11 protein-coding genes are annotated in these 12,312 nt (G+C 72.9%); 6 read left to right on the forward strand and 5 right to left on the reverse strand.

Going from position 1 to position 12,312, the window contains the following annotated elements:
* Window positions 1-79: 79 nt before the first annotated feature.
* The 3 genes from ACFV46_RS14590 to ACFV46_RS14600 all read left to right on the forward strand — a co-directional run bounded on the left by ACFV46_RS14590 (window position 80) and on the right by ACFV46_RS14600 (window position 4,707).
* Entirely contained in the window at window positions 80-1,786 is a 1,707-nt protein-coding gene (locus ACFV46_RS14590) for a BCCT family transporter (protein ID WP_361925097.1), read from the forward strand.
* A 198-nt stretch (window positions 1,787-1,984) separates the two neighbouring features.
* Window positions 1,985-3,007: an oxidoreductase gene (locus tag ACFV46_RS14595; RefSeq protein WP_385498409.1), complete on the forward strand. Its 1,023-nt coding sequence runs from the start codon at window positions 1,985-1,987 to the stop codon at window positions 3,005-3,007.
* 59 nt (window positions 3,008-3,066) lie between these two features.
* Complete coding sequence (locus tag ACFV46_RS14600) at window positions 3,067-4,707, forward strand: ABC-F family ATP-binding cassette domain-containing protein (protein WP_385498411.1); 1,641 nt, start codon at window positions 3,067-3,069, stop codon at window positions 4,705-4,707.
* A gap of 48 nt (window positions 4,708-4,755) precedes the next feature.
* On the opposite strand, the gene ACFV46_RS14605 is transcribed toward ACFV46_RS14600, so the two are convergent.
* The 3 genes from ACFV46_RS14605 to ACFV46_RS14615 form a co-directional block, all read right to left on the reverse strand.
* On the reverse strand, window positions 4,756-7,134 hold the full coding sequence (locus ACFV46_RS14605) for a Tex family protein (RefSeq protein WP_385498412.1): 2,379 nt from the start codon (window positions 7,132-7,134) through the stop codon (window positions 4,756-4,758).
* A 101-nt stretch (window positions 7,135-7,235) separates the two neighbouring features.
* Window positions 7,236-7,367, reverse strand: a complete 132-nt coding sequence (locus ACFV46_RS14610; protein ID WP_361925365.1) for an LPFR motif small protein — start codon at window positions 7,365-7,367, stop codon at window positions 7,236-7,238.
* A gap of 115 nt (window positions 7,368-7,482) precedes the next feature.
* The gene (locus ACFV46_RS14615; protein ID WP_385498413.1) at window positions 7,483-8,352 is read right to left on the reverse strand and encodes a hypothetical protein; all 870 of its coding nucleotides are present in this window, start codon (window positions 8,350-8,352) and stop codon (window positions 7,483-7,485) included.
* A gap of 113 nt (window positions 8,353-8,465) precedes the next feature.
* Between ACFV46_RS14615 and ACFV46_RS14620 the strand changes: the two genes are divergently transcribed.
* Together ACFV46_RS14620 and ACFV46_RS14625 are read left to right on the forward strand one after the other, a co-directional pair.
* Window positions 8,466-9,425, forward strand: a complete 960-nt coding sequence (locus ACFV46_RS14620; protein ID WP_385498414.1) for a GlxA family transcriptional regulator — start codon at window positions 8,466-8,468, stop codon at window positions 9,423-9,425.
* A 25-nt stretch (window positions 9,426-9,450) separates the two neighbouring features.
* On the forward strand, window positions 9,451-10,086 hold the full coding sequence (locus tag ACFV46_RS14625; protein ID WP_385498417.1) for a DJ-1/PfpI family protein: 636 nt from the start codon (window positions 9,451-9,453) through the stop codon (window positions 10,084-10,086).
* On the opposite strand, the gene ACFV46_RS14630 is transcribed toward ACFV46_RS14625, so the two are convergent.
* A complete protein-coding gene (locus ACFV46_RS14630) occupies window positions 10,073-10,828 on the reverse strand; it encodes an enoyl-CoA hydratase/isomerase family protein (protein WP_385498418.1) in 756 nt (251 codons plus the stop codon). The two genes, ACFV46_RS14625 and ACFV46_RS14630, sit on opposite strands and share 14 nt — an antisense overlap.
* A 280-nt stretch (window positions 10,829-11,108) precedes the next feature.
* Between ACFV46_RS14630 and ACFV46_RS14635 the strand changes: the two genes are divergently transcribed.
* Window positions 11,109-11,624 (forward strand): ATP-binding protein, encoded by a 516-nt coding sequence (locus ACFV46_RS14635; RefSeq protein WP_361925367.1) that lies wholly within the window; start codon window positions 11,109-11,111, stop codon window positions 11,622-11,624.
* Between the two features lie 19 nt (window positions 11,625-11,643).
* Here ACFV46_RS14635 and idi read toward each other — a convergent pair whose 3' ends face one another.
* Window positions 11,644-12,237, reverse strand: a complete 594-nt coding sequence (gene idi, locus ACFV46_RS14640) for an isopentenyl-diphosphate Delta-isomerase (RefSeq protein ID WP_361925113.1) — start codon at window positions 12,235-12,237, stop codon at window positions 11,644-11,646.
* Window positions 12,238-12,312 lie beyond the last annotated feature (75 nt).

The raw sequence follows: 12,312 nt of genomic DNA on the forward strand, positions 1-12,312 counted from the left end.
TCGTGGCGGAATCTGTGGTAGGTCCTGGAAAACACGTGGTGACCGGCGTATCCACCGTTTCCAGGGGAAGGTGCCGCAGATGACTGACGATCTGAAGCAGAGAGGCGGTGACGGTCCGGAAGCGCCCGGGGGCGCTTCCGCCCGCCGTACCGACCGAGTGGTGTTCGGAGTCACCGCGGCCATCACCCTGGCCTTCGTGATCTGGGGCTGGGCGGCCACCGACTCCCTGGAGAGCGCGTCCTCGACGCTCCTCGACGGCCTGATCCACAACGGCGGCTGGGCGTTCATGCTGGCCGCCTCCGGGTTCGTGGTGTTCGCGCTCTGGCTCGCCATCAGCCGGTACGGCCGTATCCACCTCGGCGCCGAGGGCGAGGAGCCCGAGTTCAAGACGGTGTCCTGGGTCGCCATGATGTTCAGCGCCGGCATGGGCATCGGCCTGATGTTCTACGGCGTCAGCGAACCCCTCGCGCACTACACGACACCGCCCCCCGGCACGGACCCCGCCAACTCCGGTGAACGCATGGAGACGGCGATGGCCACCACCCTCTTCCACTGGACGCTGCACCCGTGGGCGATCTACGCGGTGGTCGGACTCGGCATCGCCTACAGCACGTTCCGCAAGCGCCGCCGCCAGACGATCAGCGCGGTCTTCACCCCGCTGATCGGGGAGCGGCACGCGAACGGCACGGTGGGGCGGGTCATCGACATCCTCGCGATCATCGCGACCGTCTTCGGCTCCGCCGCCTCCCTCGGCCTCGGCGCCCTGCAGATCGGCTCCGGCTTCCAGGAGCTGGACTGGATGGACGACGTGAGCACCGGGCTGCTCGTCGCGATCATCGCGGTGCTGACGCTGGCCTTCGTCGCCTCGGCCGTCTCCGGGATCGAGCGGGGCATCCAGTGGCTGTCGAACATCAACATGGTGCTCGCCCTGATCCTCGCGGTGTTCGTGTTCATCGCGGGCCCGACGATCATCGTCCTCGACCTGATCCCGACCTCGGTCTTCTCCTACCTGGGCGACCTGCCCCAGCTGGCCGGCCGCACCGAGGCCAGCGGCGGCGAGGGCGTCGCCGCGTGGCTCGGCAGCTGGACGGTCTTCTACTGGGCGTGGTGGATCTCCTGGACGCCGTTCGTCGGCATGTTCATCGCGCGCATCAGCCGCGGGCGCACCATCCGGCAGTTCGTCGGCGGGGTCATCCTCGTGCCCAGCACGGTCAGCCTGATCTGGTTCGCGATCTTCGGCGGTTCGGCTATGAAGGTGAAGGAGGGCGGCGGGCTCGCCGGGAAGGACACCCCCGAGGGGCAGCTCTTCGGACTGCTCCAGGAGTTCCCCATCGCCACGGTCACCAGCCTGCTCGTGATGATCCTCGTCGGCATCTTCTTCGTGTCCGGCGCCGACGCGGCGTCCATCGTGATGGGCACGCTCTCCCAGAAGGGCGCCCTCGAACCGGGCCGGTTCGTCGTCGTGTTCTGGGGTGTGGTCACCGGTGCGGTCGCGGCCATCATGCTGCTCGTCGGCAGCGGTCAGGGCGACGCCCTGACCGGGCTTCAGAACCTCACCATCCTCGCCGCGGCGCCCTTCGTCCTGGTGATGATCGGCGCCTGTGTGGCCCTCATGCGCGATCTGCGCCAGGACCCGGTCATCGTGCGCGGCGAGATCGGCTCCGAGGCCGTCGACCTCGCCGTCATCGAGGGACACAAGCGCTACGACGGGGACTTCGAGATCAAGGTCGGCCCGGGCCCCGGCACCGAGACCTCCGGCGATCCGCTGGGCCACGACCACGGCTAGGGCCTCTCGTTCGGATCGGGCTCGCAAGCTCTGGCAAAGACCCCAGGGGCGCACCGACGTGGGGGAGGCGGGCGGACCGCCTCCCTCGCGCCCCGGCCCACCCCCGCACGCCCGCGCGTGCGTTCGCCCCCCGAACCGGACGTAGCGGAATATGTCATGCCGCGCTCATACCGGTCCCGCTCTGGGGATACTCACAGCATGTCTGCCGCGTACGCGACCTTCGGCCTGGCACCGGCGATGCGTGCCGGCGGCGTCCTGGCCAACGGTGACTACCAGGTGCACCGGGACTTCGTGGACTTCATCGTCGACGGCCGCCCGCTGCTGTTCCAGCTCTCCGACCTCGACGCCGTCTCCCCGCTCGCCTCCGACGTCCCGCCCGCCATCTTCACCGCCCAGGTCCGCAGCCTGCTCCTGGAGGCCGACGCCCCGCTGCCCGGCGGACGGTACGTCGTCTACGGCTGCCCCGACTGCGCCGACCTGGCCTGCGGAGCCGTCACCGCGGCCATCACCCGCGACGGCGACGACTACATCTGGCGGGACTTCGCCTGGCAGACCGACGAACACGCCGACCTGGAGCTCAACGGCTACCACGGCATAGGCCCGTTCCGCTTCGAGGGCGCCGGGTACCGCGCCGCACTCCACTCCCTGCTGCGGGACACCGCCGAGGCACCGCGCCGCCGGGTCCTCCTCATCGGCGCCCGGGTCGCCGTCCTCGCCCGGCTCGCCGCCGCGCTGCGCACCATCGGCGTCGGCGCCGACATCACCGACGACGTCAGCGGCGTACCCGCCGACGAACTGCGCGCCTACGGCGCCGTCGCCTTCGGGCGCGGGGCCGGCGAGGACCAGCGCGCCGCCGTACGCGGGGCGTTCACGGACGCCGGCGTCGACGTCGTGTACGTCGACGGCCTCGCGCCGATCGTGCCGCTGCTGGTCGCGCAGATCGAACACGCCCTGGACCGCAGCCCCGTCGACCGGCGCCGGCTGACCCGGCTGGTCGCCGCCGGCGGGGAGGCCGGCGTCGAGGTCACCTCCCCGTGCCGGGTCCGGCTCACCGCCTACCGCCTCGACCGGCTGTACCGCACCCACACCCACGAGGTCTTCGACGGCGTCCTGGAGCCGGGGCGCCACCGCATCCCGCTGGACGCCAGGGCCGTCAAGGGCGAGGCGTTCGTGGTGGCCCGGACCTCCGGCAGCGTGCTGGTGGAGCCGATGGCCCGCTGACGCCAGGGCCGGGACATCTCGGGCGACCCCCGCCGGCGGGGCCGTTAGGATCGCTCCTCGTGACCGCCACCCTCGTCGCCAAGAACCTCGCCGCCGGCCACGGCGACCGCACCCTGTTCAGCGGGCTCGATCTCGTCGTGGCACCCGGCGACGTGATCGGCCTGGTCGGCGCCAACGGCGCGGGCAAGTCCACGCTGCTGCGCCTGCTCGCCGGGCTCGCCGCGCCCGACGAGGGCGAACTGCGCCTGTCCCCGCCGGCCGCCACCGTCGGCCACCTCCCGCAGGAACCGGAGCGCCGGCCCGGCGAGACCGTCCGGCGGTTCCTGGCCCGCCGTACCGGGGTCGCCGAGGCCCAGCGCGTGATGGACGAGGCGACGCAGGCCCTCGTCGACGGGGCGCCCGGCGCCGACGACGCGTACGCGAGCGCCCTGGAGCGCTGGCTGGGCCTGGGCGGCGCCGACCTCGACGAGCGGGCCGACGAGGTCGCCGACGCGCTCGGTCTCGCCGTGGACCTGGAGCAGCCGATGACGTCCCTGTCCGGCGGCCAGGCGGCCCGCGCCGGACTGGCCTCGCTGCTGCTCTCCCGCTACGACGTCTTCCTGCTCGACGAGCCCACCAACGACCTGGACCTCGACGGCCTGGAGCGGCTGGAACGCTTCGTCACCGGCCTGCGCGCCGGCACGGTCGTCGTCAGTCACGACCGGGAGTTCCTCGCCCGCACGGTCACCAAGGTCCTCGAACTCGACCTGGCGCAACGGCAGATCAAGCTCTACGGCGGCGGCTACGACGCCTACCTGGAGGAGCGCGAGGTGGCCCGCCGGCACGCCCGCGACGACTACGAGGAGTACGCCGACAAAAAGGCCGCCCTCCACGAGCGCGCCCAGACCCAGCGGTCCTGGATGGACAAGGGCGTGAAGAACGCCCGGCGCAAGGCGGGCAACGACAACGACAAGATCGGCCGCAAGTTCCGCAGCGAGGCCAGCGAGAAGCAAGCCGCGAAGGCCCGGCAGACCCAGCGCATGATCGAGCGCCTGGAGGTCGTCGAGGAACCGCGCAAGGAGTGGGAACTGCGCATGGAGATCGCGTCGGCGCCCCGCTCCGGCGCGGTGGTCGCGACCCTGCGCGACGCCGAGGTCCGCCGCGGCCCCTTCACCCTGGGCCCGGTGTCTTTGCAGGTCGACTGGGCGGACCGGGTGGCCGTCACCGGCGCCAACGGCGCCGGCAAGTCCACCCTGCTGGCCGCCCTCCTGGGCCGGATCCCGCTGGACGCCGGTCAGGCCCACCTCGGCGCGGGCGTCCTGATCGGCGAGGTCGACCAGGCACGCCGGCTGTTCCACGGCGACGAGTCGCTGCTGGACGCCTTCCGCGCGGCCGTCCCCGACACCGAACCGGTCGAGGTGCGCACCCTGCTGGCCAAGTTCGGCCTGAAGTCGGAGCACGTCCTGCGCCCGGCGGTCACCCTCTCCCCGGGGGAGCGCACCCGCGCCGCCCTCGCCCTGCTCCAGGGCCGGGGCGTCAACCTCCTGGTCCTGGACGAGCCCACCAACCACCTCGACCTGCCCGCCATCGAGCAGCTGGAGTCGGCCCTGGACGCCTACGAGGGCACCCTGCTGCTGGTCACCCACGACCGGCGCATGCTCGACGCGGTCCACGTCACCCGCCGCCTGGAGGTCGCCGACGGCAAGGTGACGGAACGCTGAACGGCCCGGGGTGGGCGGGGGCGCCCCGCCCACCCCGTCAGGCACCGGTCAGCGCTTGCCGTTCTTCCCGTCGAGCAGGCCCGCCTTGCGCAGGGCGTCCGCCATCGCGCTGTTCGCCGGGGGAGGTGCCTGGCGGGAGGCGCCGCCCTGGCCGCCCCGGCCGCCGGCGCCCTGACGCTGCCGCTGCTGCGGCGGACGTCCGCCGCGCTGGCGCCGCTCGCCGCCGCTCTGCCGGTCCTGCGGGGCGGCCTCGTCGTCCAGCCGGAGCGTCAGCGAGATCCGCTTGCGCGGAATGTCCACGTCGAGGACCTTCACCTTGACGATGTCGCCGGGCTTCACCACGTCCCGCGGGTCCTTCACGAACGTCTTCGACAGCGCGGAGACATGCGCGAGACCGTCCTGGTGGACGCCGATGTCGATGAACGCCCCGAACGCCGCCACGTTCGTGACGACCCCCTCCAGGACCATCCCCGAGGACAGGTCGGAGATCTTCTCGACGCCCTCCTTGAAGGTCGCCGTCCGGAAGGCCGGGCGCGGGTCGCGGCCGGGCTTCTCCAGCTCCTTGAGGATGTCCGTGACCGTGGGCAGACCGAACGTCTCGTCCACGAAGTCGTCGGGCCGCAGCGAGCGCAGCACGCCCGTGTTGCCGATCAGCGCGGCCACGTCCTGGCCCGACGTCTTCACGATCCGCCGCACGACCGGGTACGCCTCGGGGTGGACGCTCGACGCGTCCAGCGGGTCGTCGCCGCCGCGGATGCGCAGGAAGCCCGCGCACTGCTCGTAGGCCTTCGGACCGAGCCGCGCCACCTTCTTCAGCTGCGCGCGGGAGGTGAAGGGGCCGTTCGCGTCCCGGTGGGACACGATGTTCTCCGCGAGACCCGAGGTGATGCCGGAGACGCGCGCGAGGAGCGGCGCCGACGCGGTGTTGACGTCCACGCCCACGCCGTTCACACAGTCCTCGACGACCGCGTCCAGCGAGCGCGACAGCTTCACCTCGGACAGGTCGTGCTGGTACTGGCCGACGCCGATCGACTTCGGGTCGATCTTCACCAGCTCGGCCAGCGGGTCCTGCAGCCGGCGGGCGATCGACACCGCGCCGCGCAGCGACACGTCCATGTCGGGCAGCTCCTGCGAGGCGAAGGCGGACGCCGAGTACACGGAGGCGCCGGCCTCGGACACCATCACCTTGGTGAGCTTCAGCTCGGGGTGGCGGGTGATCAGTTCACCGGCGAGCTTGTCGGTCTCGCGGGACGCCGTGCCGTTGCCGATGGCGACGAGCTCGACCGCGTGCTCCTTCGCCAGCCGGGCCAGCTTGGCGATGGCCTCGTCCCAGCGGTTGGCCGGGACGTGCGGGTGGATGACGTCGGTGGCGACGACCTTGCCGGTGGCGTCCACGACGGCGACCTTGACGCCGGTACGGAAGCCGGGGTCGAGGCCCAGCGTCGCCCGGGTGCCGGCCGGGGCGGCCAGCAGCAGGTCGCGGAGGTTGGCGGCGAACACCCCGACGGCCTCGTCCTCGGCGGCCGTGCGCAGCCGCAGCCGCAGGTCGATGCCGAGGTGGACGAGAACGCGGGTGCGCCACGCCCAGCGGACCGTGTCCAGCAGCCACTTGTCGGCCGGACGCCCGAGATCGGCGATCTGGAAGCGGTGCGCGATCATCCCCTCGTACGAGGACGGGCCGTCGGTCGGCTCCTCCGGCTCCAGGACGAGGTCGAGGACCTCCTCCTTCTCACCGCGGAGCATCGCCAGGATCCGGTGCGAGGGCAGCTCGGTGAACGGCTCGGCGAAGTCGAAGTAGTCGGCGAACTTGGCGCCCGCCTCCTCCTTGCCCTCGCGCACCTTGGCGGCCAGGCGCCCGCGCGTCCACATGCGCTCGCGCAGCTCGCCGATCAGGTCGGCGTCCTCGGAGAAGCGCTCCGTCAGGATGGCCCGGGCGCCGTCCAGGGCGGCCTGCGGATCGGCGACGCCCTTGTCGGCGTCGACGAACGCGGAGGCGGCGGCCAGCGGCTCGACCGTCGGGTCGCCGAGCAGGCCCTCCGCCAGCGGCTCGAGACCGGCCTCCCGGGCGATCTGCGCCTTGGTGCGGCGCTTGGGCTTGAACGGCAGGTAGATGTCCTCGAGCCGGGCCTTGGTCTCGGCGGCGCGGATGCGCGCCTCCAGCTCCTCGGTCAGCTTGCCCTGCTCCCGCACCGAGTCGAGGATCGCGGTCCGCCGCTCCTCCAGCTCGCGCAGATAGCGCAGCCGCTCGTCGATCGTGCGCAGCTGCGCGTCGTCGAGCAGCTCGGTCGCCTCCTTGCGGTAGCGGGCGATGAAAGGCACCGTCGAACCGCCGTCGAGCAGCTCCACGGCAGCCTTCACCTGCCGCTCCCGTACGCCGAGCTCCGCGGCGATCCTGCCTTCGATGGACCCTACGAGGGGTGTCGTCACGATCCCGTCCCGCCTTCTGACTGAGGTTGCGCGGCAATTGTGGCAGGTGGCGCCGACAACCGGGGATCAGGGCGGGTCCCGGGCCCGTCGTGGCGGGTGGGTCAGGCGCGGCGGCCGTGGGCGCTGCTCGACGCTCCGCCGAACAGCCGGGCGACCGCCCGGAACGGGAGCGTCACCACGGTGGCGATGGCGCCGCCGATCTGGCGCAAGACATCTGCGATGGCACGGAACACGTCGTTCACCTCTCCTCGGCGGCCGCCGGTCGGCCGTCGAGGTCACGGGTACCGCGCCCGGCGCACCTCATGCCCGCCGACGCCGTGCGCGGGGTCCCGGGTGCTCCCCGTGCGCTCAGCCCTTGCCGAACAGGTCCGCCGGGAACGCCCCGGCCGTGGCCGCCGTCCGCGCGAACCCCGCGCCCAGCTCGGTCAGCCGGGCCACGCCCTCCGCCCCGAGACGCCGGTACGGCGCCTGGTCGAGGCGGTCGGTCTCGGCCTCGATCTCCTGGCGCAGGGCGACCCCCTGGGGCGTCAGCTCGCCGTCCTCGTCCAGCAGCCCGCGCTCGCGCAGCCGGCCGCAGGCGGCGTCCCAGTCCTCCTGGGACCAGCCCCGTGTCGCGAACACCCACCTCGGGGTCATGCCCTTGCCGGTCGCGGTGTGGGTGACCACCGCCTCCAGGCCGTCCAGTTCCGCCGACATCAGCACGGCCAGATGTCCGTCGCCCCGGTGCTCGCGCAGCAGCGTCGTCGCGTGGAAGTACGCGAGGTGCGGCTGCTCGGGCACGGGCAGGTCCGCGTACGCCGAGTACAGCGGCCGGGCGCTGCGGGAGCACCCCTCGGTGGCGCGCAGCGCGAGCCGGGCCGCCTCGGTCATCTCCGCGGACGCCACCGCCTCCTCGCCGAGCAGCCGGCGCAGCGCCCGGTCCACCGCCCGCGCGCGGGCCGCGAGGACGGCCTCGGGCGAGGCGACCGACCAGACGGCGGGGACGTGCCGGGCCACCGCCTCGTGCTTGTAGTTGTAGAACGCCGCCGTCACCGCGCCCGCGCCGACCGGGCCCATCGCGGCCGCCCGCACCGCGAAGTTGACGGCCTTGGGGTGCGTGATCCCGAGCGCGCCCAGCTCCTCGCCCGTCTCGGGCGCGAAGTACAGCGTCGCGTGGAGGGAGTTGAGCATGTTCTGACAGCGTCGGCCGGCACGCGGCTCCAGGGCGGCAGTAGTCATGGCCCGAGGTTACCAACCGCTTGGTACGTCGCCAGGGGTGCGCGTCGGCCAGGGCAGGAAAGGTGGGGTGCCCGTCATTGCGGCCGTCCGCCGATGCCCGAAGAATCGAAGGCATGGCCCAGCGAACCGTTCTCTTCGTGCTCTTCGACGGCGTCCTGAGCCTGGACGTCAGCGGTCCGCTGGAGGTCTTCGCCGCGGCCGAGACCTACCGTCCGGGCACCTACCGCATCCGTACGGCCTCCCTGGACGGCGGCCCCGTCCGCACCTCCGGCGGCCTGACCCTCGTACCGGACCGGGCGCTCGGCGACCGGCTCGGCGCGCACACCCTCGTCGTCCCCGGCGGCCAGGGCACACGTGACCCTGACCCCGCCCTCATCGCCTGGCTGCGTGCCCACGCCCGCGACGCCGAACGCCTGGTCTCCGTCTGCACCGGCTCCCTGCTGCTGGCGGGTGCCGGGCTCCTGGACGGGCGCCGCGCCACGACCCACTGGGCGTACTGCGGCAAGCTCGCCCGCGACCACCCGGAGGTCGCCGTCGAGCCCGACCCCATCTACGTGCGCGACGGACAGGTGTCCACCTCCGCCGGCGTCACCTCGGGCATCGACCTCGCGCTCGCCCTGGTCGAGGAGGACCTCGGCCGGGACATCGCCCTCGGGATCGCCCGCCACCTCGTCGTCTTCCTGCGCAGGCCCGGCAACCAGGCCCAGTTCAGCGTCCAGCTCACCGCCCAGACCGCGCGGCGCGAGCCGCTGCGGGAGGTGCAGCGCTGGATCACCGAGCACCCCGAGGCCGACCTCTCGGTCGAGGCGCTCGCCGCCCGCGCCAGCCTCTCCCCGCGCCACTTCGCCCGCGCCTTCCAGCACGAGACCGGCACGACCCCCGGCCGCTACGTCGACCGGGTCCGCCTCGAACACGCCCGCCGCCTGCTGGAGGACACCACCGACGGCGTCGAGGAGATCTCCCGGGCCGGCGGCTACGGCACCCCCGAGGCCATGCGCCGCGCCTTCGTGCGGACCCTCGGGGTGTCCCCGGCCGAGTACCGCCTCCGCTTCCGCCCCGCGCCCACGCCCTGACCCCGCCCGCCCCGAAAGGAACGTCATGCAGATCGCCATGGTCCTGTACGACCGCTTCACCGCCCTCGACGTCGTGGGCCCCTACGAGGCGCTGAGCCGTGTCCCGGACGCGCGCGTCGACTTCGTCGCCGAGCGGCCCGGACCGGTCCACGCCGACACCGGCTTCCTCACGCTGACCGCCGGCAAGGCCCTGTCCGACGTGCCGCACCCGGACGTCGTCGTGGTGCCCGGCGGCCCCGGCACCTTCACCGAGATCGAGAACGAGACCTTCCTGGACTGGCTCAGGGCCGCCGACGCCACGACCGCCTGGACGACCTCGGTCTGCTCCGGCTCCCTGCTCCTGGCCGCAGCCGGGCTGCTGCGGGACCGCCGTGCCGCCTCGCACTGGCTGACCCTGGACTTCCTGCCGCAGTACGGCGCCGAACCCACCGCGGACCGGGTGGTCACGGACGGCAAGTACGTCACCGCCGCCGGAGTCTCCGCCGGGATCGACATGGCCCTCACCCTGGTGGGCCGGATCGCCGGCGACGAGCACGCCCAGGCCGTCCAGCTCCTGACCGAGTACGACCCGCAGCCGCCCTACGACGCGGGCTCGCCCGCCAAGGCGCCCGCCCACCTCGTCGAGGAGTTCCGCACCGACAGCCGGTTCACCCTCGTGTAGACACCGTCCAGGTGAAGCGCGGCTGCCTGCGCTCCAGGAAGGCGGCGACCCCCTCCGCGGTGTCGCCGCTCTCGCGCGCCCGCTCCGCCCAGTGACCGTCGCGGCCGGTGCGGCCGTTCGCGAACTCCTTGGCGGCGGCCTGGGTCAGCTGCGACCGCGACGCCAGGATCCGGGTGAACTCCGCGACCCGCTTGTCCAGTTCCCCCTCGGGCAGCACCTCGTCCACCAGGCCCGTGCGCAGCGCCCGTTCCGCGTCGATCAACTCGCCGGAGAACAGCAGGTACTTGGCGGTGGCCGGACCGACCAGCGACACCAGCCGCCGGGTGGAGGACGCGGGGTAGACGATCCCGAGCTTCGCCGGGGTCACCCCGAACAGTGCGCCCTCCCGCGCGAACCGCAGATCGCACGCCGCCGCCAGCTGGGCCCCGCCGCCCACGCAGTGCCCCCGGATCGCCGCCAGCGTCGGCTTCGGGAAGGCCGCCAGGGCCTCCTCGGCGGCCACGGCCAGCTCCTGCGCCTCCCGCGGGGACCCCTGGAGCGTCGAGATGTCGGCGCCCGCGCAGAAGGTCCCGCCCTCGCCGGTCAGCACCAGCGCCCGGACGGCCGGGTCGGCGGCCAGCGTGTCGAGCAGCGGGGGCAGCGCCCGCCACATCGCGGCCGTCATCGCGTTGCGCTTGGCCGGATGGTGGACGACGACGGTGGCGACCGCGTCGGCGACGCGGTGCAGCAGCTGGGGCTCCATGCGGCGGATGCTATCCGCCGGTGCGGGGCCGCCCTCCGCGGCGGGTCCTCCGCCGGGCGGATCGTCCGGAGCCGGCACGCACCCAAACCCGTACAACCCGAATAGTTCGCCAAGTCGGCATCCGCCGGTTCAACAGTGGTCTCACAACTGACCGTGTCATACGCCAACGGTCATAAACGCTCGATATCTGCTGACTTCTGTTCAGTTCTCCGGTCGGGCCCGGTGCGTTCCCAACACTCGACGTGTGGTGACAATCGAGCGCAAGGGTGGCGACCGGACGATGGAGAACCACGGGCGCGGGTCCGGCCCGCGCCCAGCGGGCGGCGCGGAGGACTCCCTCGATCCGCGGCCGCCGGACCCACTGCCGTACGAGGGCGTCTGGCGGTTCACCGCCCCCGCCGTGGAGGCGTCCGTCCCGCAGGCACGGCACGCCGTGCGGGACCTCCTGTACCGCCAGGGCGTACCGGTCCCGGACGACCTGGTCCAGGGGCTGCTGCTGATCGTCTCGGAGCTGGTGACGAACGCCGTACGGCACGCGGCGCTGCTGTCACCGATGCTCGCCGTGGAGGTCGCCGTCGGCGCGGAGTGGCTGCGGGTGTCCGTCGAGGACAACCACCCCTACCGGCCGACCGCCCTGGAGGCCGATTACGGGCAGACGGGCGGCCGGGGGCTGCTCCTGGTCCGCGAGATCACCCGGGAGGCGGGCGGCGTGTGCGACGTCGAGCACACGGCGAGCGGCGGCAAGGTGATCTGGGCCGCCGTCCCGCTGGAACCGGTCCGGGACCCGTACCTCTGACCCGGGCCCCGGCGGGCCGTCACCAGCCGGCCGACGGGCCCGTCAGCTCGCGGACGGCGGGACGGGCCGCGTCCAGCACGGTCATGAACCAGGACGAGAACGGGTCCTTCGCGTGCCGATCGGCCAGCTCGGCCGCCGTCACGAACGCGGTCCCGCCGACCTCCTCCGGGTCCGGCCGCACCGCGGCCTGCACCAGGCCGACGAAGAGGTGGTTGTACTCCTGCTCCACCAGGCCCGAGTCGGGGTCCGGGTGGTTGTAGCGGACCGTGCCGGCCTCGGCCATCAGCGAGGGTGAGACGCCCAGCTCCTCGTACGTGCGCCGGGCCGCGGCCGCGAAGGGGGCCTCCCCGGGGTAGGGGTGGCCGCAGCAGGTGTTGGACCAGACACCGGGGGAGTGGTACTTGCCGAGCGCCCGCTGCTGGAGCAGCAGCCGGCCCTGCTCGTCGAAGAGGAACACGGAGAACGCGCGATGCAGCTGCCCGGGCGGCTGATGGGCGGCGAGCTTCTCCGCGGTGCCGATCGTCACACCGTTCTCGTCGACCAGTTCCAGCAGAATCGCGTCAGCGTCGCCCTTCGACGGACTCTGCGTCGAGGTGGCAGGTGTGATCGGCATACCCATCCTTCACATCGGTGTTGCGCCCCAAGTGTGCCGTACGAATCCGGCACTCCCGGCAAGTGATCGTGCCCG

This window comes from Streptomyces sp. NPDC059852 (assembly GCF_042731455.1).
Taxonomy (GTDB): Bacteria; Actinomycetota; Actinomycetes; order Streptomycetales; family Streptomycetaceae; genus Streptomyces.

Coding starts and splice junctions, on each gene's coding strand:
- ACFV46_RS14590 (WP_361925097.1), top strand. CDS start 80: ATGACTGACGATCTGAAGCAGAGAGGCGGTGACGGTCCGGAAGCGCCC.
- ACFV46_RS14595 (WP_385498409.1), top strand. CDS start 1,985: ATGTCTGCCGCGTACGCGACCTTCGGCCTGGCACCGGCGATGCGTGCC.
- ACFV46_RS14615 (WP_385498413.1), bottom strand. CDS start 8,352: ATGACTACTGCCGCCCTGGAGCCGCGTGCCGGCCGACGCTGTCAGAAC.
- ACFV46_RS14620 (WP_385498414.1), top strand. CDS start 8,466: ATGGCCCAGCGAACCGTTCTCTTCGTGCTCTTCGACGGCGTCCTGAGC.
- ACFV46_RS14625 (WP_385498417.1), top strand. CDS start 9,451: ATGCAGATCGCCATGGTCCTGTACGACCGCTTCACCGCCCTCGACGTC.
- ACFV46_RS14630 (WP_385498418.1), bottom strand. CDS start 10,828: ATGGAGCCCCAGCTGCTGCACCGCGTCGCCGACGCGGTCGCCACCGTC.
- ACFV46_RS14635 (WP_361925367.1), top strand. CDS start 11,109: ATGGAGAACCACGGGCGCGGGTCCGGCCCGCGCCCAGCGGGCGGCGCG.
- idi (WP_361925113.1), bottom strand. CDS start 12,237: ATGCCGATCACACCTGCCACCTCGACGCAGAGTCCGTCGAAGGGCGAC.